Below are 25,843 nucleotides of genomic sequence, written 5' to 3' on the forward strand. Positions count from 1 at the left end.
CTCAGTCTATGCCGGCGCCCGATTCCGCCGCAAAAGCCTCAATCTGACCCCGCAACGGCTCCAGATTATAGCCATATTTCGCCGGGGTGCGGATCAGATCATCGGTCGATCTGTGCCCCGCATTCATCAGCGCCCAAACCACCGAACAGCGGTTTCCCGAGGCACAATAAGCAAACACCGGCCCGGTCGCATCGGCCATCACCTTGGATTGCAGCCGGACGTTTTCCATCGTCAACGCCCCGCCAATCACCGGGTTGGCGACGAATGTCAGCCCCAAAGCCTCCGCCGCCGCTTTCATATGCGGGGTGTGCAGATGGGCGGGGATTTCGCCGTCGGGGCGGTTGTCGATCACGGTGGTGAAGCCTGCCGCCTTGATCGCGGGCAGGTCGGAAAGCTCGATCTGCGGCGAGACGGCATAGGTCGGGGTCAGGGCGCGAATGTCCATTTTGCTCCTCGGTCTGGCGGCTGGGGCGGCGCCATCAAGACGCACGCGCAGGGCGGGTGCCGCGACCATACCGCCGAGCATCGCCAATAGGAAGACCAGACCGCCGATGCCTCCAAAACTGATCGAGGCCAGCGCCGGGCCAGGGCAAAGCCCCGCCAGCGCCCAGCCCATGCCAAACAGGATCGAGCCTGCGATAAGGTTCCGGTCGAGATCGCGGCTGGGGGCCGCAGGCAAAGCAAGCCCGAGATACGAACGCTCCAACCGCGCGGCCACCCGCCATGCGACCGCCATCGGCAGGATTGCGCCGCCCAGCACAAAGGCGAGCGTCGGATCCCATGTGCCGAACACATCCAGCCAATTCTGCACTTTGATCGTGTCTGTCATCCCAGAAATTCGCAGACCCGCGCCGAACAGCCCACCCGATAGCACTGCAAGTCCATAACGCCGCATCATATCACCCCGATCACTTGGCGCAGCAGCGCAATGGTCAGCCCGCCCGCCAGCAGATAGATCAGCGTCGCGACTATCCCGCGCAGCGACAGCCGCGAGATCCCGCAAACGCCGTGGCCAGACGTGCAGCCATTGGCAAGCCTTGTGCCGATGCCGACCAAAAGCCCGGCAAGCACGATCACCAGCCAGTTGCTGGTCAGATGAGTCTCGCCGCCGATCAGCAGCGAGAGCAGATACGGCACGCCGATCAATCCGGCCAGAAAGGCCAAGCGCTCGGCCCAGTTGCCCCAGCCGGTGCGATCCACCAACTCGCCGATGATCCCCGAGGCCCCCATGATCCGACCATTGAACAGCAAATACACCGCTGCGGCCCCGCCGATCATCAGACCGCCAACAAATCCCCAAACCCAATCCAGCATCACAGCCCTCTCATCGCATGTTCAAAGGCCATTCAGCGGCACTTTCAGATAGGACAGACCATTATCCTCGGGCTCGGGCATCTGGCCTGCGCGCATGTTGATTTGCAGCGAGGGGATGATCAGCCGCGGCATCGCGAGGGTGGCATCGCGTTTTTCACGCAGGGCGACGAAGTCATCCCGGTTTCGGCCCGCGCCGACATGCACGTTCAGCGCCTTTTGTGCGCCAACGGTGGATTCCCAAGCAAAGTCTTCACGCCCCGGCGCCTTGTAGTCGTGACCGACGAAAATTCGGGTGGCGTCGGGCAAAGTCAAAATACGCTGCACGGAATCGTACATCACGGCAGCCGAGCCACCGGGGAAATCGCAGCGCGCGGTGCCGAAATCGGGCATAAACAGCGTATCGCCGACGAAGGCCGCATCGCCCGCCACATAGGTCAGGCAGGCGGGCGTATGGCCGGGTGTGTGCATCACATCGACTCGCATCTGGCCGACCATCAGACTGTCGCCATCGCGAAACAGCCGATCAAACTGGCTGCCATCGCGGGCAAACCGGGTGCCTTCATTGAACACCTTGCCGAAGGTTTCCTGCACCACGGTGATCTGATCGCCAATACCGATCTGACCGCCCAATGCCTCTTGAATATAGGGGGCTGCGGAAAGGTGGTCGGCGTGAACGTGGGTTTCTAAAACCCATTGCAGAGCAAGCCCTTCAGCGCGGATATAGGCGATCACCGCATCGGCGGACCGCGTGTCGGTGCGGCCTGACGCATAATCGAAATCCAGCACGGAATCGATCACCGCACAGCTGCGGCCATTGGGTTCACGTAAGAGATAAGTGATGGTGTTCGTGGCTTCGTCGAAAAAGGCGTGGACGTCGGGGTGCATCGCGGAATCCTTGGGCTGATGGTTGGCAAGATAGGTGTTGAAGGCTCACATCGCAATGTCTGAATGTATTCAGCTGTACTTGGATTGATATGCATCAACGACGCACCCTCTGATTATAGTAGAATCGGCGCAGTCAGGAAAGGACAGCGCATGATCTCAACCACTGACCACAAGGCGCAGATGCAGCGGCGTTTGGCCGCTCTGAAAAGCCGATTGAGCGGAATCTCGACGGAACTTGTTGCCGAGCATTCGCCAGATTGGGAAGACCTTGCCGCCGAACGCGAGGGCGATGAAGTGCTGGAAGGGATGGGCAACGCCGGGCTGCTGGAAATTCGGCGGATCGAGGCTGCATTGGCGCGGATCGAGGCTGGGGATTACGGAATTTGCGTCACTTGCGGCCAAGAGATCGAGCCAAGCAGGTTGGATGTGCTGCCTGACACGCCGTTCTGCCGCAACTGTGCTACATAGGGGGAAGTCTTATGCCGAAGAACAATCCAATGGCCGAAATGACGACCGAAATGCTGGCGGCTACGCTGTCTGCGCAGGCGGTGGGGATGGACCTGTTGCTGGCAGAAATGCGGGCGCTGAGCGAAGTGCTGCCGGGTGCCTTGGTACAGATGCCCGTGCTGCCCGAGCATGTCGGTGCCGCTGAAGAAGCCGATTTCGACAATATGCCGGTTTGACATCGCGCAGACCCGCCGCTTGATGCGGACTGGGATTGCCAATGCCCCCGCGCCGCCGCTTAATGCTGCAACGGTTTTGGTGGAGCGGGTGATATGGACGGCAAGACCTTGACGGAGGCGGTGCGTGTCGAGCGCAGGGGAGCCGTTTTGCTGCTGATTCTGGCGCAGCGTCCGGTGAATGTGCTGTCACAGCATCTGCGCGCCACGCTTTCGGCGGCACTAAGCGCGGTCGCCGAGAGTGATCTGCGCGCCGTGGTGATTTGCTCGGATCTGGCGGCGTTTTCAGCCGGAGCAGATTTGTCCGAGTTGGGGAAAACCAGTGCCGCGCCGGGATTGTCGACGCTTTGCCAGCAAATAGAGGATTTCCCCAAGCCGGTGATCGTGGCTCTGAACGGCAGCACGTTGGGGCCGGGATTGGAACTGGCTTTGGCCGCGCATGGCAGGGTGGCGAGCCCTGCGGCGCAGCTTGGCCTGCCCGAGATCGGGCTGGGACTGGTGCCCGAGGCCGGTGCGACGCAGCGCTTGCCGCGTCTGATCGGGGCTGCGGCGGCGTTGAAACTGATGCTGGAACCCGCGCCGTTGACGGCCGCGCAGGCGCTGACAATCGGCTTGGTGGATCAGGTGGTTGAGGGCGATCTGCGGGCGCAGGCCTGCGCTTTTGCCGAAACCATGGCGGCGGCGTTGAACGGCGCGGCACCGCTGAAAACCTCGGATCGGCGCGACGGCTTGCGCGATGGCAAGGCCTATCAGGCGGCGATTGTGACGGGGCGGGCGCGCTATGCGGGTTCGCCTTTGCCAGCACCTTTGCGGCTGATCGACTGTGTCGAGGCAGCACAACTTTTGCCATTGGAACAAGGGCTTGCCTTTGAGGCCGCGGCCTATGATGCTCTGGTCCACACGCCTGAATCGCTGGGCTTGCGCCATGCTTTTTTTGCCGAGCGGCGGGCGGCTTTTCCACCTGCACCATTGGTTCAGTTCGGGACAGGCAAGCTGACCAGCCTTGCGGTTTGGGGCGCAGCAGAGCCTGCGGCAGTGCTGGTGGCGCAAGCTTTGGCGGCTGGGCTGCGGGTCAGTCTGATCGACCCCTCACGCGAGGCGCTGGTTGCCGCGTTGCAGAAAATCGCGTCGCGGCAAGAGGTGGCAGTTGCAGAGGGGCGGTTGACCCCCGAGGCGCGCGATGCCGATTGGGCGCGGCTGAGCACAGGATCAGCGACGATCAGCGGAGTTGATCTGGTGTTGAACAACGCCGATGCGCCGCCGCCGCTGGAAGATGCGGTCCTTCCGGTTATCGCGCTGGGGGCTTTGCCCGCGCGGGGGGCGGGAACGCGGGTTGGCATCAGCGTGGCGCTGGCGGCGGGTCTGGTGGCAGAACTGGCGGCGGGGGCGGATGCTCCGGTGGCGGTGCAGGCATTGGGGCTGGCACTGGGGCGGCGGCTTGGCTGGAAGCTGGTGTTCACCGGGCCGGGCGGGCCGATGGATCGCCGCCTGCGCGCGGCTTTGTCTGCGGCCATCGCGCAGTTGGAAATCGAGGGTCTGGCGCGACCGGCAATTGCGGCGGCATTGGGATCATTCGGGATCGGGGTTTCCGCACGCGGGCCGCTGCCTAAGCCGCCGCCAGAGGCAAAGCGGGTGCTCGATGCCTGTCTCGCGGCTTTGGCCAATCAGAGCGCCCGGTTGATCAGCGAGGGCGTCGCACGCAGGCCGCTGGATGTGGATGCGGCGGCGGTGCTGCATGGGATGTTCCCGCGCTGGCAGGGTGGTCCGCTGTTTCAGGCTGATAAGCGCGGGTTGTTGGTGTTGCGCGCCGATCTTAAGCGTCGGGCCGAGGTGGCACCGCAGATTTATGCCCCGGATGCGCTGTTTGACCGGTTGATTGCCGATGGCTGCGATTTTGCGTCGCTCAACGGTGCCGTCTAGCAGGTTGCTGAATTAGTTGGCGACGCATTCTGGTTTTCCTTAATCACGGTCGGCGTCGGTTCGTTTCACGTCCTTTGAGGCGACTTGGGTGTGTGTCTGATCAGGCTGCTGTTCGTCATGCGGCCAGCAATCGGGGCAGTCGGGCGATGGTGTTTGCGGCCATCGTGCGGATGAAGCGGGCGCGCACCCGCTCAACGCCGCGATAGACGGTTTGGGCCATGGCGCCAACGGTCTTGGCCCAGCCGAAGGCCTCTTCGATCCGCTTGCGGTGCTTGATCGACAGGGCGTAGCCCTCGTGCCGGGTGGTGCGGCCGTCGATCGCTGAATGTCGTGACTTCTGCGCGACGTGGGGCGTGACACAAGCCTGACGCAGGTCGGCGGCGACCTCGGCCGCGTCGAAACCCTTGTCGGCCCCGAGCGTCAACCGTCGGGTCGATCCCGGTGAGTGGCGATGGATCATGTCCGGCGCGGCGTTCGGTATGGTCGTCGGCCCGCGTCAGGTCGCCCTGTACGATCAGTCCCGAACGGTTTTCCATCAGCACATCGCCGATGAAGCACAGCGTCGCCCCAGCGCCGGGCGACTTCTTGTAGAGCCGGGCGTCCGGGTCGGTGGTGGAGGCATGGGTAGCATTGGAGCGTTTCTCGCCCTTGAGGTCGACCTCGGCATTGCGGTTCTGACGGGGGGGGGGCGGGGCATCGGGTCGGTCTCAGTTTGGGTATCTTCGGGCTGGTCTATGGCGGGCCTGTCGTGTCCAGGCGGATTACCCGGCTTCTCATCATCCGGGGGCGCACCCTCTGTCTTCGGCTGGAAGCTCTTCATCGAAGCCCATGCCTTGACCAGAGTGCCGTCGACCAAGAAGTGATCGTCCGACAGAAGCGGCGCCACCTCGCGGTGCGCCAGGATTGCCGCCATCATCTTGTGCGACATGTCCGTGGTCAGCAGCCGGTCGCGGTTCTTGGTGAACACGGTGGGAACCCAGACCGGGTCGTCAATGCCCAACCCCACAAACCAGCGGAGCATCAGGTTATACTGCAACTGTTCCATCAATTGCCGTTCGGAGCGGACCGAAAACAGGATCTGAACCAAGCTCGCCCGGATCGGCCGCTCCGGCGCGATCGAGGGGCGGCCAAAGTCGACATACAGCGCCTCGAACTCGGCATCGAGACTGGCCAGGGCGTCATTCACCACCTGTCGGATCTTGCGAAGCGGGTGTTTGGCGGGGATGCGGTCTTCAAGATCGACATAACTGAACAGCGAAGCGCTCTTCTGATCCGTCCCGCGCATCGTCACCCCCGCCGCTATCCTGCTGAGGGTGAATCCTGTTCCTCAATCCCCGTCGAGGGCCGACTAATTCAGCAGCCTGCTAAGCCAGAATAACCCCGACGACGACCATGATCAGCCCCAGAAACGACACCGCCAGCGCGCCCATATTCCACGCCACCACCCGCTGCATTGCCACGCGCGCCTGATCATCGGCCAAAGCCTGCCGCTTGATGCCCAGCACCAGTTTGATGCACCACGCCAACCCAACGATGCCCATCAGGGTTAGCGCCGTCCCGATCCAGATCACGATTTGCATTTCTGCCTCCCTGAAAACCTGCGCCTGCGGTAACGGTGTTGGCAAAGCCTTGCAACCCCGCGCGCGGCACGCTTGATCCTGCCAGCCCCGCCCTATAGGAACAGCCAAACCCAAAGCAAAAGAGTCCCGCGATGAATGATGTAACCGCTGCCTATACCGTGACCGCCGACGAGCTGCGCCAGTTCATTGAGCGCGCCGAGCAACTCGCGTCCGAGAAAAAGGACGTGGCCGAGCAGGAAAAAGAGCTGTTCGCCGAGGCGAAGGGTCGTGGCTATGACACCAAAGTCATGCGCAAAGTGATCGCTCTGCGCAAACGCAAGCCCGATGAGATCGCCGAAGAAGAAGCGATCATCGAGATGTATAAATCCGCGTTGGGGATGCAGTAACCGCTGCCACTGACGATCAGCTTGAAAAAAAAACGGGTAGTGCGCTGGCGCTGCCTGGTTTTTTTGTTTGATAATAATCTGCTAAAGCTTAGCTAGAACTGCCATCCTCTGTGCGCAAATATCCCACGGGGGTTTGGGGGTGAGGAGACCCCAATCGGCCATAGTGCAGGGCCGCCAACTTCAAGGCGCGATGAAATCTACCCCCGGCATATGGGTGATGCGATAGACATCCTCCTCATAAAGCCGGGTCAGCTCGGCCACGGTCGCCTCGGTCCAGCCGGGCATTTCGACCTCGGTGGCGATGCGATCCGGCAGCGCGAATTTATCCAGAAAAGCCGAGACGATCTTGCGGCGCTGCATCACTGATCCGGGCGGATGGCCCTCAAGATAGCTGCGCAGCCGGGTCAGGCCTTCGCCCGACATCAGGCTGGCCAGCAAATCATCCTCGCCCTCCAGCACCACATCATCGGGCAGGCCCGACACTGCGCGCAACACTTCGGGCCAGATCAACGGGGTGTCTTCATCGCACCAGATCGTCAGCGGCGTGCCGGGATTTTGTGCCAGAATCCGCGCGATCACCTGCGACCAGTGCAGATCGTAGATATTGGCCTTGCCGATGAATTGAGCATAGGTCTTGTCGGGCAGCTTTTGCAAAAGTGCTGGCAGGAAGGTCGCGGGGTTGCGGATGGCCAAGTGAAACTCGGCCTCGATCTCGGGGAAAATCTGGCTGAAAGCGCGCACACGGTCGCCTGCGACCGGATAAAGCGTGCCCTCTAGCACCCAAGGGGCCAGTGACAAAAAGCTGTCCCAAGACAAAACCATCCGGTCGGCGATGTCTTCTTCCATGATCTTGTCAAGGATCAGCGCTTGGGTGTCACGGCTGGCGGTGTTGCCTTTCAGTTCAATCGCGGTGGCGCGTAGCAGGTTGCGGTAGCGTTTGGGGCCGGGCACCACGATGCCATGCTCGGCCAACACCTCGCGGTTTTTCAAAAGACATTTCAGAAGACGCTCTTCATCGGTGAAGTGCGCGCCAAGGTGATAGACGATCCGCATCGGGGGGTGGCCTGCCTGCTTGTTCTTGTTGGCGCAACTATAGTCGGTTTTCTTTACAGGGAAACAGCTTTCCGTTATCTGGCGCGGATGATGCCCTTGCAAAACAGTCAGAAATCGCCCATTCGCCCGCGCTGGCTGCGGATCAAAGCGCTGCGGTTTGATATCTGGTCGCTGGGCGCGCTGCTGGTCGGCGGCATCGTGCTGGTGCCGATGCTGGCGGTGGTCTGGATCGCGTTTCATCCGACGGAAAACATCTGGCCGCATCTGCTGTCCACCGTTTTGCCGCGCTATTTCACCGCCACTTTGCGGATGATGCTGGGTGTCGGCGTGCTGTCGGCGGCAATGGGGGCGGGGGCGGCTTGGCTGGTGGTGATGTACCGCTTTCCCGGCAGCCGCATCTTGGATTATGCGCTGCTGTTTCCGATGGCGATCCCGGCCTATGTCGGGGCCTACGCGCTGGTGGATTTTCTGGATTATGCCGGGCCGTTGCAGACCGCGTTGCGGCTGAGTTTTGGCTGGCGCAACGCCCGAGATTACTGGTTTCCCGAGATCAACTCCGAGCCTGCCGCAATATTGGTGCTGTCAGCAGCGCTGTATCCCTATGTCTATCTGATGACTCGTGCTGCGCTGCGCGAGCAATCGGGCGCGAGTTACGAAGTGGCGCGCTCCTTAGGCTTGGGGCCTTGGGGGATGTTCTGGCGGCTGGGCCTGCCCTTGGTGCGCCCGGCGATCGCAGCGGGTGTGGCTTTGACGATGATGGAGACGGTGGCTGATTTTGGCACGGTCTCGACCTTTGGCGTGCAGACGCTGACCACCGGGGTGTTCTCAACCTGGCTGAACGGCGGCAATGCCGGGGGGGCGGCGCAGATCGCGGGGGTGATTCTGTCGCTGGTGCTGGTGCTGTTGGGTATCGAATATGTCAGTCGTCGCAACGCCCGCTTTCACCGTCCATCGCGGGCGACTCGTCCGGTGACGCCGATCCAGTTGGGCGGACCGAAAGCTTGGGCTGCGGCGGCTTTGTGTCTGGTGCCGTTTTTGTTGGGCTTTGTGCTGCCGACGGCGGTGATGCTGGGCCATGCCTTGGCGAAGCCGCAGATGTGGCTGGCACCGGGGCTTCTTCAGGCGGCGCTGAACACGGTGATCGTGGGCGGCATTGCGGCGCTGCTGACCGTCTCTGCGGCGTTGTTTTTGGTCTACGGAGTGCGGATGGCGGGGCGCAGCCTTGCGCGCACCGTGCTGCCGCTGACCACTTTGGGCTATGCCATGCCCGGAGCCGTGCTGGCCGTAGGTTTACTGGTGCCGCTGGCAGCGCTGGATCACCGTGTGGCCGATCTGGTGCTGGCGGTTACTGGCCATGATCCCGGCCTGATGCTGACCGGAACGGCGGCGGCGATTGTGCTGGCCTATCTGGTGCGGTTTTTCGGCATCGCGCAGGGCGCGGTGGATTCGGCCTTTGGGCGGATTTCACCGTCACTGCCAATGGCCGCGCGCAGTTTGGGGCGCGGCGTCGGGGGCACTTTGCGCGATGTCTATCTGCCGCTGATGCGGGGCTCGGTGTTGACTGCCCTGCTGTTGGTCTTTGTCGAATGTGTCAAGGAACTGCCCGCGACTTTGCTGCTGCGGCCGTTCAATTTCAACACCTTAGCCACGCGAGTCTATGAACTCGCCAGCCTAGAGCGCATTGGCGAAGCCGCCCCCGCCGCCCTGATCGTCACTGCCATGGGCCTTGCCGCCGTGGCCCTGCTGGTCCGCGCTACAAGATAGGCTATTGCAAGCAACCCCCTTGCACCGGACCGCGCCTGCCGATATTTGAGGGGGACTGCCCTTATAGCTCAGCTGGTAGAGCACCTGATTTGTAATCAGGGGGTCTCGGGTTCGAATCCTGATGGGGGCACCAAATTACCACGCAATTACAATAGCTTACAAGCTGGCGCGCAGCGTTCTCACCGCGTAAATTTCTTCATACTAGCGCTATACTAGCAGTCAAGTTTTTCACCGATTCCCGGTCCTCCTGCATTTCGTGAAAACACCCCCTGCCTTTCGGCAGAGGGTGCTACAGCGTCGGTTGCGCGCCCAAGTGGCATGGGTTCCCCAAAAGATGCGCAACCTCAACCCAATCCCAGAGATAGGGACCAGTTGTTGAGTCCGTTCGTTTATCGTCCGACGGTTCCCTTACGACGGCGGGGGCACTACTCCCCGAACCCCAACGACCGGCAATCCAAAGTCGCAGGGGTATTCCTATTCGATCCGCATCTTGCAGGGTGTGCAGATTCGCAACCGCACAACGTCCTCGCTCCAGAAGGGGCGCTGGCACCGCATACAGACCCGCCACCCGACTTGCCTGACCACGCGCGGCGGGTGTCGGTCCATGTCCAAAACAGCTTCGCGCCTCGCGCCACCGTCCAATGCCCAAGGCTCTGGTTCGCTGAAACCCGTGCTGTGCTGCGCTGTAGTGCGGCTGGCGGTGCCACTACCCCGCCGCGCTTGCTGAGTCGGGTGCTGCTGCCCCGGCTGTGCTGGCTGTCCGGGTGCATCTTTACCCCGCCACGCGCTAAGCCATGCAGGTTCATCGGGCGGCATACTGTGGCTGGCCGTTGTTGTGGTAACGGAACCCGCTCCACAACATGTCTCGATGCCAGTTCCGCACAGCGTTCAGCACCAACGGCGCATCCGTGCCATCCAGCTTACGCGCCGCAATGTCAGCACTCACCTTTTCCTCAAACGCGCCAAAGCTGCCGTATGCCACCTCGAAGGGCGACTTGGGTGCAACCCGCGCGGCTTCCAGCTTTGCAACGCGGGTCAGGAGGGAGCGCACGCTTGTCATTCGAACGGTTGCCGCGTTGCGGTCAGCACGTCAGAAATGGCTTTGGCGTATGCCGCATTCGCCTGCCGCGCTTTCAACGCTTGCTCAATCCGGTCATACGCGGCAACAACTTGGCGGGTGCTGGGCTGCGGTTTGGGCTGGTCGGGCATGTGGTTATCCCCGGCTCCGATTGTCGAGCTTTTGCATTTCAGCCATCAACCCCGGCGCTGCACCAATGGCATGGGCAACAGCCATCTGACCGCGAAGCGCCAGCAAGTCGGTGCGTTCTGCCCGGTGCTGGTGAACCGCGTCAAGATCAGCTTGCGTCACCTGCCCGCGCAAATGCTCGCCAGCGTCAGCAACCTTCGTGGGGTTAAGCACCCGCGCTTCGGCACGCTGCCGCACATGGCGCTCGTTGACCTGCTGCTGATTGCGGGCTTGCCGATCTTGCAGCCAAGCACCGAGCGCAACGCCGCCAGCAGGCTCAACATCGTCGGGGTTCGTGTTTTGGTCCGTCATCGTGTCATGTCTCCCATGTTCATCAAAAGTTGCATCGCGTCAGCCCGCACCGCCACCAGCGGGCTTTTGACCAGTGCGGTCTTGCAGGCAGTGACCACGGCATGACGCCATTCCGCTTCATGCTCCGGGGTCTGACCCTCAAACAGCGTTGCCGGGTCAACGCCCATCGCATCGGTCATTTCGTTATGTGTCAGGCACAGCAGCTTCACGACGATAGGTCGCGGGTGCTGCACATAGTTTGCAAAGGCCTGGGCCACGGTCAGCGCCGCCTCGTAATCGGCAATGGGCTGCACAAAGACGCGCTTGCCAAAGAGCGTGGTCACCACAAACAGATCGTCGGGTGCTGGTGACATGGTGGACACGCAATTCCCGTTCTGACACCAAATGTTCATCAGACTGCCTTTGCCTCCAATATCGCCAAGCGGGACTCCAAATCCTCAACAGCACGGATGCCCGCAACCGACTGGATGCAACCGACCAGCATTTTCGCTGTATCAGCGTCCAGCTTACCGTCTGCGACCGCCTGTAGGATTTGGCGCGCTTGCGCTGACAGCGGCACATCATCGCTCAACTCAAACTGCACCCGCTCTGCCTGCGCCCGCAGCGGCGGGGCAATCCGGGCAAGCGCAATGTTCGCCGCTTGCATGTCGCCTTCCAGCGCCTTGTCGATGACAACCTTTGCGATGGACACAGCTTCGTCCGCGAAGGCGTTGTGCAGCTTCTGCCGCTTGTCGATGATACCCTTTGGACGCCCAGCGGGGTTTGGGGAAGGGCCGCCACGCTTCCACGATGGGTTGCCGGGGCTACCGTCCCCCGGTCCATGCGACGGGACATACCCCTGCATCCATTCAGGTTGAATTATCTCATTCATCCGATTGCCTTGCTTTAATCAGGGTTTGAACAAACTTCGCGGTCAGACGTTAAAGGCGCGCTTGGAAGCATTGTTGGCTTCGCGCAGCATTTTGATTTTGCGGTAGTCCGCGCCAATCGCCTTTTGCACTTGACCGAGAATAAGACCGCCACCGCGCTCCAATACGCCAACCCCGGCTTTCAGTGCAGCGAGTTGCTTGGTCTTTTGCGGCGATGCCTTTTCGTGATACATCCGCAAGAGCGCCACTTGTTGCTCATTGGTCAAGCCGCTCAAATATGCAGGTGCGCCCAACACGGCGGATGCAGAAGACAAGTCACCTTCATTCAAGCATTGTCGCACAAAGCTCATTGGCGAACTGCCTGTGGCTTTCAGCCCGCGCACATGATCCCGAATTTCTTTGGAGATTGAGCTGTTGGCTGCATGGCTTTGAACGGGTTGCGACAACTCGCCTTCAATCTGCGCGATTTGCTTGGTCAGCACGCCATACGCGCTGTCCACCGCCTTCGTTGCGCGCTCTTGCAGCTTGTCGGCAAAGTCAGCCACCGCGATTGCACGCGCTGCCTCATTCATGGTCGGGTCTTTTTCCGCCTGCTCCCGTGCATCGTGAATCTGCGCAATGGTGCGGTAGGCCAATTCGAGTGCTTGCTCGGTATTTGCGAGCAGGTGCCGATTGGTTTCGTCAGCGTATTCCGGCAGCGACCGCACGATTTGCGGGTGCAGTGTCGAAGTTACGCGCGTGTCGATTACAAGTTCTTTATCCGCCATTTTGGCCCCCTAACACCTGATACGGCTTGTATTGTGCTGTTAGGGTAGCTGCTATCGCTGTAGTTCAGCTAGCGATTTCTTTTGTTATCAATATCTTAGGTCTAAAAATGAGGCGCTGGCTTTCATATCAAGTATGTGTGGGTCGGGCTTTACGCCTATGATGCGCCGGACGCGTCTGTTAGCATGGTGTTGCACGAAGAAGGCTTGCATGGCGGGTGCAATCACCGCCGCAACCGCCGATGAGGCGTCAGTGGTGACGTGAACGGATGACCATGCCGTCAGAAACATAACTTGTCGGAAGGGTGAGTTACGCCAGTTTGCCTTGGACAGGAGCGGCATCGCTACGTTAGGCTATGAAAAATTTATTGAGAGATGTCATGGCCATTCCAGAGTTTGCCCCACATGGTGCCCTGCCTCCTTATGTCGATGGAAATCCTACTAGTCGCCGCGCTCGTTCTCCGTATTCGGCCAGCATATTTGAGGTTGTTGAACGCTTCTGCACGTCGCCACACAGGGCCAAGCTTCTGACTGGCTTGAATGAGTATCGAAAGCATCTCCATCAAGGCGGGTTCATCTCAGGCACCCAGTGGGTCGACGGTAGCTTTGTAAAAAATGTCGAGTTAACTTTGAAACGTGATCCGAAGGATATTGACATTATAACCTTGTTCAATCGTCCTATCAAATACCAAGTGCAGCCCACTAAATGGGACAGCGACTATGAAACTCATCTGCACGGTGCTTACTTCCATACAAAGCGCATGAAGCCAATATACCTTTGCGACACATATGGGATTGATTTGGATGTTGGGCAAATGTCCCTGATTCGAGATACTACCTACTGGATGGGGTTATTTACCGACATTCGCGGCTCTTTTAACAAGAAAGGAATTGTTGAGATTCCACTTGCGTCAGATCCGATGGAGTTTAGCGCTGTTGCGCAGGCAATAGGGGGCAAATATAATGTCTGACCTCCAACGGCTTTCATTTCTAAAAGGACAGATTTCTGAACTGGAAATTCTTATAGACGAAGCTGCGTTGTCGGGAAATACGGTCGGTAGACTAAATTACGCAACTAGACTTGAGGTTGTGACCGAAGAACTTGATGCGCTTTTACTGAAAGACACATTGGTCGGAGAAATAGCGATTCTGTTTGACGGACCACCCGTCACGGGCACCAGAGCAATCGACGCTTCGTTCGCGGCGCTTGCGCTCACGTATTTTCAAGGAATTGTTACGCGTCTATATTCAGCAAGTCTTGGCGGGCAGTTGAATGCTCGGGGCAAGATCAGGGGATCTCGGCTGGCAGGGCTGAATATTCGTGCGGTTGCGACGGGATCGTTTGGGTTCATTCTTGAAGAAAGCGAGCCGAGGCAAGCGAGCATGATTAAGACCCCTATTCGTGAAACTCTAGAGGCAGCGACCGCTCTGCTATCAGAATTCGCGCAGGAGGACGATGATAATTTTCTTATTGACGTAGATGAAATAGACCCCCGTGTCTTCATTGCGCTTTCTAAGTTCTTTAGGCATCTAGAGTTGAACGATGCGACATTAAAGACCAATTTGCCTGATAAGCTGTATTCATTCGGTCGCGCGGATATTGAGAGAGCATATAAGCGGATTTCAAATACGCATGTAAAGATTGAGCCTGTATCGTGGACGGGTCGGCTAGTGGGGCTTTCACCCATAAAACGCTCGTTCGACTTTAAGCGCGATGGCGGTGAGGCGATTGTGACTGGAAAATTCAGCCACCAAGTCAGCCAAGACTATCTTGAAAGAATTGAGAATGCTGATGGGATTACGCTTGGGCATCGGTTTGTTGCGGCGATAGAGATTGGCACTATTCGGAAACCTGATGGCTCGACAAGTGTATCTTATACGGTCACTGATCTTGTGGAAATTTCCGAGTAAATCACCCCAATATGGATTGCTTGCCTTTCCCAAGCCACGCATAGCCCGCACAGCGCACGCCACCACCTGCCGCCACCGTTGCCGCGCAACACTGCGCGTCTGCACCACAGCGCAGCGCAGCCATCAAACGCGCCCTAAGGGTATAGCTGCGGCTAGCACTGGGCTGGTTCATCAACAGACCCACACGCCTAACCTAAACCATTCCAGCCGCTTGGTCGGTAGGGCGGTCATACTGCAAGTATGATGCCCGGCATTTATGACGGCAGCCCCCTTATGCCCCCTTGCGCCCCCTTTACCGTAAAGGGCAGTGCCAATGACCTATCCTTTTTCATGGAAGCAGCACTTTTGTAGTAAGGGGGCTAAAGGGGGCTAAGGGGGCTGGGCATCAGTTCGGCCTGCAAAGCTCCTGCTCAACAGCTTGGGCATTGGCACCCCGCCACCGCTGTGGGTTCCTAAGCACCCAAACCTTTACCTTCGGTCTTCCGAACATGTTAAAAGGTTTCGGCATCGGCTCAATGCCTGCCTTCCGAGCAATAGGTCCTAGCAGCTTCCAGCGACGGCTGGCGTCAGAAATCATGCTGCTTGGGTCAACACCAAAGACAACCTCAAACAGGTGTTCGGCGGTGATCAGGTCGCGGGGGCAGGTGTCCACCAGCGCCGTCGCATTTTCGTCTTCCGGTGTCATGCTGTTTGCAACGACCGCCTCTTTAGCCATGTTCATCGTGGCTCGGGCCCCGGGGTTAAATCCTGCGATAGGGCGGGAGTGCAGGAATTGGCGCACCGAGGCAATGAACATCGCGTCAGGCACTGGATAGAGCTTGCCGTAAAGGCGGCGGTAGTATCCATCGTCACCCTTCGGTTCGCTTGGATTGCGGATCACATTCCAGCGGCGATCATCTGCGGTGAGGGGCAGTGCAGTTTCATAGTTTGAAAATAGTAGCCAGCGACAACAGTTTTTTTCGGTGTGCTGCAAGCCATACTTCACGTTGATGAACCTGTGGGAGGCGGTCACCATCGACTTGAGCTTTTCGCTATGCTGCCACCGCTCCCCTGCGCCGCCTTCGTTAATTTCATCTACCACTGCAAGCAGCTTGCGGGAAAGCTGTCCGTTGAAGCCATTCGACAGGCTGGACTTGAGATCGAAATCCATTGCCACATGCCCAGACCAGATATGCGCCAACAGCGCCGCCAACCAGTTCCGCCCAACTCCCTGTTGCGTGGCGATCATCAGATAATGGTTGTGTGGCAAGACACCGGGTTGCTGTTCAATATGGGCAAGCCAATCGAGAAACCTATTCCGCTCCGCCTCGTCGGGGATCAGATAGGTTACATGTTCAATGAAAAGCTGGATTTGCTGTTGCCAGTTGGCAGGGGCGCTGTGCGGGCGCGGTTTCCATAGGTTCAACGCCCACCGCCCATCTTCGGAATTGCAGAACTCCCCCGCGCTCGGGTCGAAGGTTAGAGTATATGCCACCATGCGGCGCTCGCTGCTTTGCCAGAGGCCGAAGGTTGAGGCTTCAGACTCTCCATCTTCGCTCAAGATGGTCGTTGTGTTGTGCTTTAGCAGCGCCCCCATCCCGGCAGGGGGCAACTGAACAGCAAGGTTTTCGCGGAGAACAACCATTGGCTTCTCCGCGGCGATATACACAAGCGCCCGGTGCATTTCCTTCGCGTCCATGCTGGGCGGAAGTGCTGCAACTGCTGTCGTTAGTCCCTCACCAAAGGCTTTGAAGCTGGCCCTCTGTGCCTCTACGTTCCGATTTTCGTCAGCTTGCCGACTACGAATCTTGTCGAGCGTAAGGTTCAGGTAGCGGTCATCTTTCATTGCCTTCTCACGCTTGGCCAATTCAGTCATGCGGAAGATACGCCTGCACTGCTCATTAGATGGGCTGTAAAACGCCAGCATCGACATGAATGCCAAGTCCGCTTCAGACTGTGACCCATACCGTTCCTTCCACTCACCACGTGACAACGAGGCAAATTTCTCGCCGTTAGCAGCATTCATCGCGCGTTCAATAATCGCGTTGTCATCTTCCTTTTGTGGCTGGTCTGGCAAGGGCAGAGCACTGTATCCCTCGGGGCGCAACTGCGAGACCATATTGGCGAGCAGTTCCTGTCGGTCCGCGATGGGCCTGTCGCGCCAAACATTGCCTGTGCAAATCAGGAAACGTTCCTGCGAATAGACCTCTACACCGTCCCGCTTGAAACCCTTCCCGATGTTTGCTTTGAGCAAAACGTGTGCTCCTTTGCCCGAACGTGACCCTTCGGTGTAACTGTCAAATGTTTCCAGAATACTCCTGTATCTCTCAAGCTGTTCGGTCGTCGTATCGTCCTTTACGTCAAGGTCAATGCAAGCAAACGGGTCACTGGCAGTAAATACAAAACCGATCAACCATTTCCGTTCAACCGCCACACGGCAAGCAGTTTCAAAATCTGCCCATGTGGCGGGGTTAGTCGAGCTGGCATGAATTTGCGGCGCACCTTTCGCATCCCGAGGTGCTTTGTCCTCTGATGTTGCCGGAGTGACGCACCATTGCGGGAGCGCCCGCATTTCTGCGGGTAGGCGATGAAACTGACTCGTTTGCGGACCTACGCCGCCTTCTGTTACAGTGGTATTCTGCAAGTTGTTATCTTCCTATCAGGCGGCGGGGTGGTGGCACACCCTGCCGCTTTTTCCTGACAGCGCTTGTATGGGGCTAGATGATGCGCCCAACGAGGAAGCTAACCCCGCAGACGCATTCCAAATTCAGCCAGCCCCGCGCCATATTGATGGTTGGAGGGTCGGCCTACGCGGCTTCGGAGGTGCTGTGTTTAGCGCCTGCTGCCACCCAATTTAGAATGTCGCGTTCTGCATACCGAACAATGCGAGAACCGGGAGGATTAAAGTAGCGCGGACCATTCCCCGTCACCCGCCAACCCTCAACCGTCGAAAAATGGACGCCCAGAAAATCACTAACTTCTTTCGATGTGAGGGGGCGGTTACGCGGAGTATAGCCAAGCGTTTCGCAAAGCTGCTCAAAAGTTTGTTCTGTCATACTGAATGCTCCAGACCACATTTGACCGCGTGAACCCATAGCGGTTTGTGGGGTGTCCAGTTGCGTAGAACGGCTGCAACCTGTTGAAGCAAGTTAGCAATAGCTTGGGCCGGTTAGCTCAGGCAAGCACAAAATACACCCGGATACGAAAAAGCTGTATTGATTCGCAACCCGAAGATACCCCCCGAAAAATGCCCGCACAGCCCCGGCACCGTTTACCGCACCTTGCACACCCGCAACCCAAGGCCGCCCCGAAGCGCGCGAAATTTGCCGGGGATAGCAGCGCAACTACGCGCGGGCAGGCAATGAAACCACGTTACTGCCATCCGCCTTGGCTGCTGCCACCAGCGCCTCAGATTCAATAAAGTCAGAAATGGCCTGAACTTCTCCGTGATAATCGCGCATGTCATTGGTTTCGAGATAATGACGTGCCGTGACGCCCATTGGCACATGATTTGTCAACAATTCGAGTTTTACAACATCAAGCCTGCAAGCCTTTACGCCCAGTGTAATCATGGTGCGCCGCAAATCATGTGCGCTAAGTCTTTCAAATCCAATGATTTTGGCGAACTGTTCAAGCGGGCCTCTCGTATCCATGATATGCCCGGTTTTCGAACGTGAGGGGAAGACGTAAGGGGAGGCCGACGCTTCCGCTTTCCTCGCTTTTAAGACAGCGACAGCGGCGGTGCTAAGGGGCAGGTGAATATCACGCCCGTTTTTTGTGTCACTCAAGAAAAACCAGCAATTCGTTGGGTCGGAGTCATCAAGGTTGACGCAGGACCATTCGAGTTTCGCGCCCTCATTTCTCCTACAGCCTGTGAGGGCAAGAAACTTTACCAAATCTATCGCAGATTGCGCGTCAGCATTTGCGCCCGGTGCCTCGCGTGCTGCTGTCAACCAATTCCAGAATTGCCCAATCTGCCTGCGGTCGATATGGCGGGTTCGGGGTGCTGCGGGCTTCAACTCTTTTTTGAGGATAGTCACTGGATTGGTCGTAATGATGGGCGTGCCGTCCATCTTGCGAAACTCGGAACTAGCAAAATTGCAAAGGGTGCGCAGCGTCACCATTCCAGCCGCTGCGCTGCCCGGTGCAGCTTTCTTACCCCTCAAACCCTTCGTCGCAATTTCCTCATACCGCTTGCGGCATTCTGCAGGGGTGATGGACGCGATAGCGCGGTTTTCCCATTTCTCAAACATAGTCTTGATGTGGCGGTCCATTTCAAGGCGCGTGGCCTCTTTCAGCATCCCACGAGCGAAGTAAGCATCAGCAGTCTCCCGCAAAGTCTTCGCCATCGCCTCGTCTTGCCGCCGCACATCACGGGGATCTACGTTATCGCGCATTTGCTGAAGGATACTCTGCGCTTTGCGCCGTGCTTGGTCCTCAGCGTAAAGGGTCGTCCTGCCGATGGTGACGATGAGCGCTTTGCCTAGAACACGACCCTGTGCGACGTAGGCTTTGATACCGCCCGAAGTGACGCGCAATCCGTAGCCGGGCAGCTTTGAATCCCAGTGAATCTGATAACCTGCGGCGGGCGCTTCAACCCCATCAACGAAGGTCTTTGATAGCTTCGGCATGTGCTGCCTCCAATCCCATGCTAGCACCATACTAGCAAGCTGGGGCTAGCTTGGGCAATCTGCCACAAGGTTGCAAGGACATCAAGCCACTGATTTAACGATAAAAATATGCTTATACTAGCTTAAGCTTGCTAGATCAGGCGAGGTAGAATAACATTTGTAATCAGGGGGTCTCGGGTTCGAATCCTGATGGGGGCACCATTTTCCAGCTTTACCAGACCGGAGCCTTGCGATGAGTCTTGCCGAGGAAATCCGACGGATTGTGCGCACCGCGGGGTATTCTTTGGACGGCTGGCGGCATGGCTGGCGCGAAGAGAAAAGTCTGCGGCAATGGGTGGGGGTCAATCTGGCGGCTTGGGTGGCGCTGGTGATCTTGCGCCCGCCACTGTGGGCCTGTGCGCTGATCGTGGCGCAGGGGCTGCTGCTGTTGGCTCTGGAGCTGGTGAATTCGGCGATTGAGGCGACGATCGACTATATCTCAACCGAAAAACACCCGCTTGCCAAGGCTGCGAAAGATACCGGTTCGGCCGCGGTGGCGGTGATCGGGCTGGGCTATATCGCGACTTGGATGTTTGCTTTGCTTGCCCTTTTCTGATGCCCGGTTAGTGTTCAGCCGATCCGCTACGGGAGAGCTAAGATGAGCGACAGCAAAACCATTCTGATCACCGGGGCGGGTTCGGGGATTGGCCGGGCGACGGCGCGGAGCTTTCTGTCGGCGGGCTGGAACGTCGCATTGATGGGACGCCGCGCTGAGGCTTTGGCCGAAACGGCAGATGGCCAGCCCGCATTGCTGTTGGCCGCTGACGTGAGCAACCCGGCAGAGGTCGATGCCGCCTTTGCCAAGCTGCCTCGGCTGGATGTTCTCTTCAACAACGCGGGCATTTCTGCCCCTGCGGCGACGATTGACGAAATCTCGGTCGAGCAATGGCTGGCAGTGTCAAATACCAACATTACCGGCATGTTCCTGTGCGCCCGAGCGGCGTTTCGGTTGATGCGACATCAGAACCCGCGTGGCGGGCGGATCATCAACAACGGCTCGATCTCGGCACATGTGCCGCGCCCTGGCTCTGCGCCTTACACCATGTCGAAACATGCCGTGACTGGCCTTACCCGTACGCTGGGTCTGGATGGGCGCGCGTTTGATATCGCCGCTGGGCAGATTGACATCGGCAACGCGCTGACCGATATGGCGGCGGTTTTCACCAGAGGCGTGACGCAGGCCAATGGTCAGGTCGCAGTCGAGCCGGTGATGGATGTGGCGCATGTGGCGGATGCGGTGCTGCATATGGCCAGCTTGCCCCTGGCGGTAAATGTGCCGTTCATGACGATCATGGCGCGCGACATGCCCTATATCGGGCGTGGGTAAACAACCTACAGGTTTTGCCTAAGGCTGCATTGTCGTACAAGGCAAAAGCCGCTAGGGCTTGATGTGGTTTTTCGAGCCAAGCCGCTTGGCGGGGTGGCAGTGAGGATATGGTGAAGGTTATGATTCCGTTCAACAAACCTGCGGTCGTCGGGCAAGAGTTCAGTTTCTTGCAAGAGGCCGTCGATAGGGGGCAGCTTTCGGGTGACGGCGCATTCACCCAGCGTTGTTCCGAGCGGATTGTCGCAATGACAGGCGCGCGCGCGGCACTTTTGACCCATTCATGCACCGCAGCGCTTGAGATGGCTGCGATTCTTGCCAATCTCAGGCCGGGCGACGAGGTGATTATGCCGTCGTTCACCTTCGTGTCCACCGCCAATGCGGTGGTGTTGCGCGGGGCGGTTCCGGTGTTTGTCGATATTGATCCGGCCAGCCTGAACATGGACCCTGAGAAGACCGCCGTCGCCGTCACCGCCAAAACCCGCGCGATTTTTGCGGTGCATTACGCAGGCTTTCCCGCCGATATGGATCGGCTGGCTGACATCGCGCGGGCGCATGATCTGCTGTTGGTCGAGGATGCGGCGCAGGCTTTGGGCTCTACCTATAAGGGGCGCTTGGCCGGGTCATTGGGTGATCTGGCGGCGTTCAGCTTTCATGAGACCAAGAATATCATCAGCGGTGAAGGCGGTGCGCTGACCTTGAACCGCGCCGATCTGATCGAGCGGGCCGAAATCATCCGCGAGAAAGGCACCAACCGCTCGCGCTTCCTGCGTGGACAGGTTGATAAATATACTTGGGTGGATATTGGCTCGTCCTTCCTGCCGGGGGAGTTGATCGCGGCTTTCCTTTATGGCCAGTTGGATCAGGCGCAGATCATCCAAAGCCGCCGCTTGGCGCTGTTTGACCGCTACGCCGAGGCTTTTGCGGATCTTGAGCAATCGGGGCGGGTTGGCTTGCCCCATGCACCCGCCGATACGACCGGAAACGGCCATATGTTTTATCTGATGATGCGCGACGTTGACGACCGCGATGGCTTCATCGCCCATATGCGGCAGGCCGAGATCATCACGCCGTTCCATTATGTGCCGCTGCATTCTGCCCCTGCAGGTCTGCGATATGGGCGCAGCGCTGGCGCTTTGCCGGTCACTGACGCGGTTTCGGCGCGGTTGGTGCGCCTGCCGGTGTATTTCGGATTGGCGGGGGATATTGAGCGGGTGATCGACGTGGCACGGGAGTATCTGCTGGCGAAAACGGCGGTGGCGGCATGGCATATCTGAACGAAAGCCAACTGCGGGCTATGGGTTTTGCCAGCTTGGGGCAGAACGTCAAAATCAGTGATAAGGCCTCGATTTACCAAGCAGAGCAGATGCATGTTGGCGATCACAGCCGGATCGACGATTTCTGCGTCGTGTCTGGTCGGGTTGAAATCGGACGAAATGTGCATATCGCGCCGTTTTGTCTGCTGGCGGGGGGTGTCCCTGGCATCGTGTTGGCGGATTTTGCAGGTTTGGCCTACCGCGTCTGTGTCTTTGCCCAGTCGGATGATTATTCGGGAGCGACAATGACCAACCCGACCGTGCCTGCGCGCTACAAAGCCGAGCGACACGCGGCTGTGCGGATCGGGCGACATTGCATCGTCGGGGCAGGGGCGATCATTGCGCCGGGTGTGGTTTTGGCCGAAGGCACCGCGGTGGGGGCTGCGGCCTTAGTGCTGCGCTCAACGGAGCCGTGGACGATCTGGGCCGGCAGCCCCGCGCGAAATCTGAAGGTCCGCAGTCGTGATCTGTTGACGCTAGAGCAGGACTATCTTTGCTGTGTCGCCGATGCAAAGGCGGACATGCGGGGCGCCAAATGAGCAAGCGCTTGAATTACATCGTCTTTGCGCCGGGATACGATCCAGACAGTGGCGGGTCGATCTTTCTGCACCAGTTGGTCCATGCTTTGAACCAGTCCGGCGAGAAAGCGTTCCTGTGGCACTGGCAAACCCCACTCACAATACAGCGTCAGCGCTTATATACGATATTGAAGCGACCAAGTCTGTTGTGGAAGCCGCAACCGTTCGAACGCGATGCAATGCTGAATACGCCGATTGCGCGGCCCCAAGATCTGACAAAGCGCAGTATCGTAGTATATCCCGAGGTGACTTTGGGTAATCCGCTGCGCGCCAAGAATGTCGCCCGCTGGCTGCTTTACAGGCCCGGCATCCGCAATCCTTACGACTTTGGTCCTGATGAGATGTTCTTTCGTGCGGGCGAAATGTCTGATCTCCCCGAAGTGACGGGCGGCGCACCAGAGTTGTTTGTCTGGCGGATCAATCCGATTTATCGCAACGAAAACCGCAGTGATCGCAAAGGCAGCTGCTTCATTGTGCGCAAAGGTGAGGCAAAGCCTCGCATCGCTGAGACCGCCAACGCTATCCAGATTGATGGGATGTCGCACGCCGAGATTGCCGAAGTCTTCAACCGCTGCGAGACATTCTATTCTTACGACGAGGCCACGCTTTACTCGCAATTCGCGGCCATTTGTGGCTGCGACAGCGTGGTGGTGCCGGGCTTCTATGCTTCACGCGAAGATTGGGTGCAGTCGCATGAATTGGCGCGTTATGGCGTGGCTTATGGTCTTGATGATTTGGCCCATGCGCGCGCCACCCGGCATCTGACGTTGGGGGTGTTACAGGCGCAAGAAGCTAAGGGCATGCAAAGCGTGCAGAACTTTGTACGTCTGACCCAAAGCCGTTTTGGCTGACGCACGCTTACGCCTCTGCACCGCAAAACATCTCATAGACCAAGGCGATCATGGCGCGCACTTTGGGGTCTTTGATCGAGTAGTAAATCACCTTGCCATCGCGCCGCGCGGCCACCAACCCCTCGTTGCGCAAGCGGGCAAGGTGCTGGCTGACGGCGGCTTGCCGGGCACTCAGCAGATCTTCCAGCGCTGTGACCGATTTCTCGCCCGCTGACAGATGGCACAGGATCATCAGACGGCCTTCGTGCGACAGCGCTTTCAGAAAGTTTGCGGCCTCGGCGGCACGCGTGGCCATGTCGTCCGCCGCGAGGGCTGGCTCGATGTCCATGCGCTTGTTCACACTCACTCCCGATCTCCCCGCTGTTGTTGGTAACATATGGATTAACAGGAATATGTCCACCCGACGCGCGCCGTCACTGGACTGTCACGCGCGCTTGGCTACTCTGCGGCAAAATTCGGTAAGGAGCCTATGATGCAACGCGATCCCGCTTTCACCGCCCACGGCCGTTTTTGGCGTGGTAACCTGCACACCCATTCGACGCGCTCGGATGGTGTGCTGGCCCCCGAGGAAGTGTGTCGGCGCTATAAGGCCGAGGGCTACGATTTCATTGCGTTGACCGACCATTTCGTAGGCGTTTATGGCTATCCGATTGTTGACACCAAGCCTATGCGCGACGCGGGCTTTACGACGATTTTGGGCGCAGAACTTCATTCTGGCGCTATGGCGAATGGTGAGTTGTGGCACATTCTGGCGGTGGGTCTGCCCAGTGATTTCGCGCCCTCGAACAGCCCCAGCTTCATCCCGGTCAAGGGCCAGGAAACCGGGCCAGAGATTGCAGCACGGGCTGTAGCGGCCGGGGCATTCGTGGCGATTGCGCATCCGCAATGGTCCGGGCTGACCTTGGCCGATGCCCGCAGCATCACCGCCGCCCATGCGGTCGAGGTCTACAACACGGGTTGCGATACGGGCTGTGATCGCCCGGACGGCTTTGCCATCGCTGATCTTTTGCTGACCGAGGGGCGTCGTCTGAGCATGATCGCCACCGATGACGCGCATTTCTCGGAGCCGGATCATTTCGGCGGCTGGGTGATGGTGAAATCGGAAGCCAACACGCCCGAGGCTTTGCTGGCAGCGTTGAAGGCGGGGCATTTCTATTCCAGTCAAGGCCCGGAACTGCGCGATGTGCGCATTGAGGGCGATCACGTTGTGGTCGAATGTTCGGCTGCGGTCTCGGTGGTGGCGATTGGGCATGGCACTGGCGCAAAGGCCGTGCATGGCCATTCGCTGACCCGCGCCGAGGTGCCACTGGCGCGGCTGAACAACTCGCCTTGGCTGCGTGTGGCGGTGATTGATGCCGCAGGCAAGCGGGCGTGGTCGAACCCGATTTGGGTGGAGGGTGCTTTGGCGAAAAACCCGCGCGTTGCACCATAAGACATGCAGTCGGTCTGGATTTAACACCGCGCCGCCCCGGACTTGGTCCGGGGCGGCGTGGGATTTGTGGCTCAGGTGAAATGCGATGAAACCCTTAACCGCGTGCAGGATCGCTGCTGCGCACGAAGCGTTTGGCCAGCATCCTCGTCAGCTTGCGATGGGCTTTTGACACCCGCTGGCGCAAATGCATCGCGGCAAACACCGGCTGGTCGATGGCCTCGACATCAGCCACATATTTGAACCGCCCAGTTGCCACCATTTCTGCCGCCTTTTCCGCCATAACAAACCCCGATCCGCCAGTGGCCAGCAGCAGTGAGGCGATGGTCGAGCTTTGGCCAACCGACAACGGCGCGCCAATCAGCTCGGGCAGGGCGGTGCGGTGGGCCTGCTCAAAAGCCGCAGAGAAATGCCCCGAAATATAGGTCTCCAGCTTGATCTCGGCCCGCGTCGCAGCATCCGAACTGATCAGGCGATAGGGTAGGTCGGCGAGGGTGACGAAATGCAGATCTGGATGCGGCTTCGGCGTGAACAGTACCGCAAAATCATGCACGCCGGCGACGATATCGGCACACATCTGGGCGGAATAATCCGGCTCGATATAAAACGCCATTTGCGGGAACATCCGACGGAAATCTGCCAACAGATCACCGATAAACGCATCGGCCAGATCATTCTGGATGCCCAAACGCATGATAACAGCGGACTCGCCTGTGGGGGCCACGGCACGCTTGGCCTCATTCCAATCCCTGCGCAGCATCCGGGCATGAGTTTCAAACCGCAGGCCCTCGGTGGTCAGATCCGTGCCCGCGCGTGAGCGGGTGAACAACCGCGCACCCACGGCGGCCTCTAGCGTCTGCACGCGGGCCGAGACGGTGGATTGGGTGACACTCAACCGCTCAGCAGTCCGGTGAAAGCTGCGGGTTTCCACAAGGTCAAGGAACGTATCAAGAAGTTCGATTTGCATGGTCTGCTCCGCTGCTGTGCGTCCGATGTTTTGCGCCTGATCGGT

At 58.8% G+C, this 25,843-nt stretch carries 30 protein-coding genes, 1 tRNA gene and 2 pseudogenes; 15 read left to right on the forward strand and 18 right to left on the reverse strand.

Annotated elements, in window-relative coordinates:
- Position 1: 1 nt before the first annotated feature.
- From AKV04_RS25290 to AKV04_RS01820, 4 genes and pseudogenes are all read right to left on the reverse strand, one after another.
- On the reverse strand, positions 2–445 hold the full coding sequence (locus AKV04_RS25290; protein WP_082351491.1) for a TIGR01244 family sulfur transferase: 444 nt from the start codon (positions 443–445) through the stop codon (positions 2–4).
- A 69-nt stretch (positions 446–514) separates the two neighbouring features.
- A pseudogene (locus AKV04_RS01810) lies at positions 515–898 on the reverse strand (DUF6691 family protein); the annotation flags it as partial.
- Positions 895–1,317, reverse strand: coding sequence for a YeeE/YedE family protein (locus AKV04_RS01815; RefSeq protein WP_156317301.1), 423 nt, complete (start codon positions 1,315–1,317; stop codon positions 895–897). The gene AKV04_RS01815 and the pseudogene AKV04_RS01810, both read right to left, overlap by 4 nt.
- Positions 1,318–1,335: 18 nt before the next feature.
- Positions 1,336–2,199, reverse strand: a complete 864-nt coding sequence (locus AKV04_RS01820) for an MBL fold metallo-hydrolase (RefSeq protein WP_054004780.1) — start codon at positions 2,197–2,199, stop codon at positions 1,336–1,338.
- Positions 2,200–2,349: 150 nt separating this feature from the next.
- On the opposite strand from AKV04_RS01820, the gene AKV04_RS01825 reads away from it, so the two are divergent.
- The 3 genes from AKV04_RS01825 to AKV04_RS01835 all read left to right on the forward strand — a co-directional run bounded on the left by AKV04_RS01825 (position 2,350) and on the right by AKV04_RS01835 (position 4,799).
- Positions 2,350–2,667: a TraR/DksA family transcriptional regulator gene (locus AKV04_RS01825; protein WP_054004781.1), complete on the forward strand. Its 318-nt coding sequence runs from the start codon at positions 2,350–2,352 to the stop codon at positions 2,665–2,667.
- Positions 2,668–2,678: 11 nt separating this feature from the next.
- Positions 2,679–2,882, forward strand: a complete 204-nt coding sequence (locus tag AKV04_RS01830) for a hypothetical protein (RefSeq protein ID WP_054004782.1) — start codon at positions 2,679–2,681, stop codon at positions 2,880–2,882.
- 93 nt (positions 2,883–2,975) lie between these two features.
- Entirely contained in the window at positions 2,976–4,799 is a 1,824-nt protein-coding gene (locus AKV04_RS01835) for an enoyl-CoA hydratase-related protein (RefSeq protein WP_054004783.1), read from the forward strand.
- A gap of 115 nt (positions 4,800–4,914) precedes the next feature.
- Here the strand turns inward: AKV04_RS01835 and AKV04_RS01840 are convergent.
- Both AKV04_RS01840 and AKV04_RS01845 read right to left on the reverse strand, forming a co-directional pair.
- Positions 4,915–6,084: pseudogene (locus tag AKV04_RS01840) on the reverse strand (IS5 family transposase).
- A 79-nt stretch (positions 6,085–6,163) separates the two neighbouring features.
- Complete coding sequence (locus AKV04_RS01845) at positions 6,164–6,379, reverse strand: hypothetical protein (RefSeq protein ID WP_054004784.1); 216 nt, start codon at positions 6,377–6,379, stop codon at positions 6,164–6,166.
- Between the two features lie 131 nt (positions 6,380–6,510).
- Here AKV04_RS01845 and AKV04_RS01850 point away from each other — a divergent pair, with 131 nt between their 5' ends.
- Positions 6,511–6,765, forward strand: coding sequence for a DUF2312 domain-containing protein (locus AKV04_RS01850; protein ID WP_054004785.1), 255 nt, complete (start codon positions 6,511–6,513; stop codon positions 6,763–6,765).
- A gap of 180 nt (positions 6,766–6,945) precedes the next feature.
- On the opposite strand, the gene AKV04_RS01855 is transcribed toward AKV04_RS01850, so the two are convergent.
- Complete coding sequence (locus AKV04_RS01855; RefSeq protein ID WP_054004786.1) at positions 6,946–7,818, reverse strand: hypothetical protein; 873 nt, start codon at positions 7,816–7,818, stop codon at positions 6,946–6,948.
- Between the two features lie 210 nt (positions 7,819–8,028).
- On the opposite strand from AKV04_RS01855, the gene AKV04_RS01860 reads away from it, so the two are divergent.
- From AKV04_RS01860 to AKV04_RS27475, 3 genes are all read left to right on the forward strand, one after another.
- Complete coding sequence (locus AKV04_RS01860; RefSeq protein ID WP_407638394.1) at positions 8,029–9,582, forward strand: ABC transporter permease; 1,554 nt, start codon at positions 8,029–8,031, stop codon at positions 9,580–9,582.
- A gap of 57 nt (positions 9,583–9,639) precedes the next feature.
- Positions 9,640–9,715 (forward strand) — tRNA-Thr (locus tag AKV04_RS01865).
- Positions 9,716–10,186: 471 nt separating this feature from the next.
- Complete coding sequence (locus AKV04_RS27475; protein WP_268871768.1) at positions 10,187–10,309, forward strand: hypothetical protein; 123 nt, start codon at positions 10,187–10,189, stop codon at positions 10,307–10,309.
- Positions 10,310–10,384: 75 nt separating this feature from the next.
- Here the strand turns inward: AKV04_RS27475 and AKV04_RS01870 are convergent, their stop codons facing one another.
- From AKV04_RS01870 to AKV04_RS01890, 6 genes are read right to left on the reverse strand one after another with little or no spacing between them, the layout of a single operon-like run.
- Entirely contained in the window at positions 10,385–10,633 is a 249-nt protein-coding gene (locus tag AKV04_RS01870; RefSeq protein WP_156317302.1) for a hypothetical protein, read from the reverse strand.
- A 5-nt stretch (positions 10,634–10,638) separates the two neighbouring features.
- Entirely contained in the window at positions 10,639–10,791 is a 153-nt protein-coding gene (locus tag AKV04_RS25965) for a hypothetical protein (RefSeq protein WP_156317303.1), read from the reverse strand.
- Between the two features lie 4 nt (positions 10,792–10,795).
- Positions 10,796–11,140, reverse strand: a complete 345-nt coding sequence (locus AKV04_RS01875) for a hypothetical protein (protein WP_054004788.1) — start codon at positions 11,138–11,140, stop codon at positions 10,796–10,798.
- Positions 11,137–11,493: a hypothetical protein gene (locus AKV04_RS01880; protein WP_156317304.1), complete on the reverse strand. Its 357-nt coding sequence runs from the start codon at positions 11,491–11,493 to the stop codon at positions 11,137–11,139. Before AKV04_RS01880 ends, AKV04_RS01875 begins: the two co-directional genes overlap by 4 nt.
- Before the next feature lie 38 nt (positions 11,494–11,531).
- On the reverse strand, positions 11,532–12,011 hold the full coding sequence (locus AKV04_RS01885) for a hypothetical protein (protein WP_202905544.1): 480 nt from the start codon (positions 12,009–12,011) through the stop codon (positions 11,532–11,534).
- Positions 12,012–12,053: 42 nt separating this feature from the next.
- Positions 12,054–12,776, reverse strand: a complete 723-nt coding sequence (locus AKV04_RS01890; RefSeq protein WP_054004790.1) for a hypothetical protein — start codon at positions 12,774–12,776, stop codon at positions 12,054–12,056.
- A 377-nt stretch (positions 12,777–13,153) separates the two neighbouring features.
- On the opposite strand from AKV04_RS01890, the gene AKV04_RS01900 reads away from it, so the two are divergent.
- Together AKV04_RS01900 and AKV04_RS01905 are read left to right on the forward strand one after the other, a co-directional pair.
- Positions 13,154–13,744, forward strand: a complete 591-nt coding sequence (locus AKV04_RS01900) for a DUF6932 family protein (protein ID WP_054004792.1) — start codon at positions 13,154–13,156, stop codon at positions 13,742–13,744.
- Entirely contained in the window at positions 13,737–14,684 is a 948-nt protein-coding gene (locus AKV04_RS01905) for a hypothetical protein (RefSeq protein WP_054004793.1), read from the forward strand. The genes AKV04_RS01900 and AKV04_RS01905 overlap by 8 nt, the downstream gene beginning before the upstream one ends.
- 385 nt (positions 14,685–15,069) lie before the next feature.
- On the opposite strand, the gene AKV04_RS01910 is transcribed toward AKV04_RS01905, so the two are convergent.
- The 3 genes from AKV04_RS01910 to AKV04_RS01915 form a co-directional block, all read right to left on the reverse strand.
- A complete protein-coding gene (locus tag AKV04_RS01910) occupies positions 15,070–17,307 on the reverse strand; it encodes a phage NrS-1 polymerase family protein (protein ID WP_156317305.1) in 2,238 nt (745 codons plus the stop codon).
- Between the two features lie 163 nt (positions 17,308–17,470).
- Positions 17,471–17,719: a helix-turn-helix transcriptional regulator gene (locus tag AKV04_RS25970; RefSeq protein WP_156317306.1), complete on the reverse strand. Its 249-nt coding sequence runs from the start codon at positions 17,717–17,719 to the stop codon at positions 17,471–17,473.
- Positions 17,720–18,007: 288 nt separating this feature from the next.
- A complete protein-coding gene (locus tag AKV04_RS01915; RefSeq protein WP_054004922.1) occupies positions 18,008–19,294 on the reverse strand; it encodes a tyrosine-type recombinase/integrase in 1,287 nt (428 codons plus the stop codon).
- A gap of 232 nt (positions 19,295–19,526) precedes the next feature.
- On the opposite strand from AKV04_RS01915, the gene AKV04_RS01920 reads away from it, so the two are divergent.
- From AKV04_RS01920 to AKV04_RS01940, 5 genes are all read left to right on the forward strand, one after another.
- A complete protein-coding gene (locus AKV04_RS01920; RefSeq protein WP_054004795.1) occupies positions 19,527–19,889 on the forward strand; it encodes a diacylglycerol kinase in 363 nt (120 codons plus the stop codon).
- Positions 19,890–19,931: 42 nt separating this feature from the next.
- Complete coding sequence (locus AKV04_RS01925; RefSeq protein WP_054004796.1) at positions 19,932–20,660, forward strand: SDR family oxidoreductase; 729 nt, start codon at positions 19,932–19,934, stop codon at positions 20,658–20,660.
- Between the two features lie 119 nt (positions 20,661–20,779).
- Positions 20,780–21,934 carry a dTDP-4-amino-4,6-dideoxygalactose transaminase gene (gene rffA, locus AKV04_RS01930; protein WP_156317319.1) on the forward strand — a complete coding sequence of 385 codons (1,155 nt, stop codon included), beginning with the start codon at positions 20,780–20,782 and terminating at the stop codon, positions 21,932–21,934.
- Positions 21,922–22,512: an acyltransferase gene (locus tag AKV04_RS01935; protein WP_054004798.1), complete on the forward strand. Its 591-nt coding sequence runs from the start codon at positions 21,922–21,924 to the stop codon at positions 22,510–22,512. The genes rffA and AKV04_RS01935 overlap by 13 nt, the downstream gene beginning before the upstream one ends.
- Positions 22,509–23,402 carry a hypothetical protein gene (locus AKV04_RS01940; protein ID WP_054004799.1) on the forward strand — a complete coding sequence of 298 codons (894 nt, stop codon included), beginning with the start codon at positions 22,509–22,511 and terminating at the stop codon, positions 23,400–23,402. Before AKV04_RS01935 ends, AKV04_RS01940 begins: the two co-directional genes overlap by 4 nt.
- 7 nt (positions 23,403–23,409) lie before the next feature.
- Here the strand turns inward: AKV04_RS01940 and AKV04_RS01945 are convergent, their stop codons facing one another.
- The gene (locus AKV04_RS01945) at positions 23,410–23,730 is read right to left on the reverse strand and encodes an ArsR/SmtB family transcription factor (RefSeq protein ID WP_054004800.1); all 321 of its coding nucleotides are present in this window, start codon (positions 23,728–23,730) and stop codon (positions 23,410–23,412) included.
- Between the two features lie 141 nt (positions 23,731–23,871).
- On the opposite strand from AKV04_RS01945, the gene AKV04_RS01950 reads away from it, so the two are divergent.
- Entirely contained in the window at positions 23,872–24,834 is a 963-nt protein-coding gene (locus AKV04_RS01950; RefSeq protein ID WP_054004801.1) for a CehA/McbA family metallohydrolase, read from the forward strand.
- A gap of 94 nt (positions 24,835–24,928) precedes the next feature.
- Here AKV04_RS01950 and AKV04_RS01955 read toward each other — a convergent pair whose 3' ends face one another.
- Positions 24,929–25,798: a LysR family transcriptional regulator gene (locus AKV04_RS01955; RefSeq protein ID WP_054004802.1), complete on the reverse strand. Its 870-nt coding sequence runs from the start codon at positions 25,796–25,798 to the stop codon at positions 24,929–24,931.
- Positions 25,799–25,843: the final 45 nt, after the last annotated feature.

This window comes from Cypionkella psychrotolerans (assembly GCF_001294535.1).
Taxonomy (GTDB): domain Bacteria; phylum Pseudomonadota; class Alphaproteobacteria; order Rhodobacterales; family Rhodobacteraceae; genus Cypionkella; species Cypionkella psychrotolerans.

Coding starts and splice junctions, on each gene's coding strand:
- AKV04_RS27475 (WP_268871768.1), top strand. CDS start 10,187: ATGTCCAAAACAGCTTCGCGCCTCGCGCCACCGTCCAATGCCCAAGGC.
- AKV04_RS01915 (WP_054004922.1), bottom strand. CDS start 19,294: ATGCCGAAGCTATCAAAGACCTTCGTTGATGGGGTTGAAGCGCCCGCC.
- AKV04_RS25970 (WP_156317306.1), bottom strand. CDS start 17,719: ATGACAGAACAAACTTTTGAGCAGCTTTGCGAAACGCTTGGCTATACT.
- AKV04_RS01835 (WP_054004783.1), top strand. CDS start 2,976: ATGGACGGCAAGACCTTGACGGAGGCGGTGCGTGTCGAGCGCAGGGGA.
- rffA (WP_156317319.1), top strand. CDS start 20,780: ATGATTCCGTTCAACAAACCTGCGGTCGTCGGGCAAGAGTTCAGTTTC.
- AKV04_RS01820 (WP_054004780.1), bottom strand. CDS start 2,199: ATGCACCCCGACGTCCACGCCTTTTTCGACGAAGCCACGAACACCATC.
- AKV04_RS01855 (WP_054004786.1), bottom strand. CDS start 7,818: ATGCGGATCGTCTATCACCTTGGCGCGCACTTCACCGATGAAGAGCGT.
- AKV04_RS01925 (WP_054004796.1), top strand. CDS start 19,932: ATGAGCGACAGCAAAACCATTCTGATCACCGGGGCGGGTTCGGGGATT.
- AKV04_RS01885 (WP_202905544.1), bottom strand. CDS start 12,011: ATGAATGAGATAATTCAACCTGAATGGATGCAGGGGTATGTCCCGTCG.
- AKV04_RS01905 (WP_054004793.1), top strand. CDS start 13,737: ATGTCTGACCTCCAACGGCTTTCATTTCTAAAAGGACAGATTTCTGAA.
- AKV04_RS01845 (WP_054004784.1), bottom strand. CDS start 6,379: ATGCAAATCGTGATCTGGATCGGGACGGCGCTAACCCTGATGGGCATC.
- AKV04_RS01850 (WP_054004785.1), top strand. CDS start 6,511: ATGAATGATGTAACCGCTGCCTATACCGTGACCGCCGACGAGCTGCGC.
- AKV04_RS01945 (WP_054004800.1), bottom strand. CDS start 23,730: ATGGACATCGAGCCAGCCCTCGCGGCGGACGACATGGCCACGCGTGCC.
- AKV04_RS01950 (WP_054004801.1), top strand. CDS start 23,872: ATGATGCAACGCGATCCCGCTTTCACCGCCCACGGCCGTTTTTGGCGT.
- AKV04_RS01935 (WP_054004798.1), top strand. CDS start 21,922: ATGGCATATCTGAACGAAAGCCAACTGCGGGCTATGGGTTTTGCCAGC.
- AKV04_RS01940 (WP_054004799.1), top strand. CDS start 22,509: ATGAGCAAGCGCTTGAATTACATCGTCTTTGCGCCGGGATACGATCCA.
- AKV04_RS25965 (WP_156317303.1), bottom strand. CDS start 10,791: ATGCCCGACCAGCCCAAACCGCAGCCCAGCACCCGCCAAGTTGTTGCC.
- AKV04_RS01880 (WP_156317304.1), bottom strand. CDS start 11,493: ATGTCACCAGCACCCGACGATCTGTTTGTGGTGACCACGCTCTTTGGC.
- AKV04_RS01875 (WP_054004788.1), bottom strand. CDS start 11,140: ATGACGGACCAAAACACGAACCCCGACGATGTTGAGCCTGCTGGCGGC.
- AKV04_RS01825 (WP_054004781.1), top strand. CDS start 2,350: ATGATCTCAACCACTGACCACAAGGCGCAGATGCAGCGGCGTTTGGCC.
- AKV04_RS01900 (WP_054004792.1), top strand. CDS start 13,154: ATGGCCATTCCAGAGTTTGCCCCACATGGTGCCCTGCCTCCTTATGTC.
- AKV04_RS01830 (WP_054004782.1), top strand. CDS start 2,679: ATGCCGAAGAACAATCCAATGGCCGAAATGACGACCGAAATGCTGGCG.
- AKV04_RS01955 (WP_054004802.1), bottom strand. CDS start 25,798: ATGCAAATCGAACTTCTTGATACGTTCCTTGACCTTGTGGAAACCCGC.
- AKV04_RS25290 (WP_082351491.1), bottom strand. CDS start 445: ATGGACATTCGCGCCCTGACCCCGACCTATGCCGTCTCGCCGCAGATC.
- AKV04_RS01860 (WP_407638394.1), top strand. CDS start 8,029: ATGCTGGCGGTGGTCTGGATCGCGTTTCATCCGACGGAAAACATCTGG.
- AKV04_RS01920 (WP_054004795.1), top strand. CDS start 19,527: ATGAGTCTTGCCGAGGAAATCCGACGGATTGTGCGCACCGCGGGGTAT.
- AKV04_RS01890 (WP_054004790.1), bottom strand. CDS start 12,776: ATGGCGGATAAAGAACTTGTAATCGACACGCGCGTAACTTCGACACTG.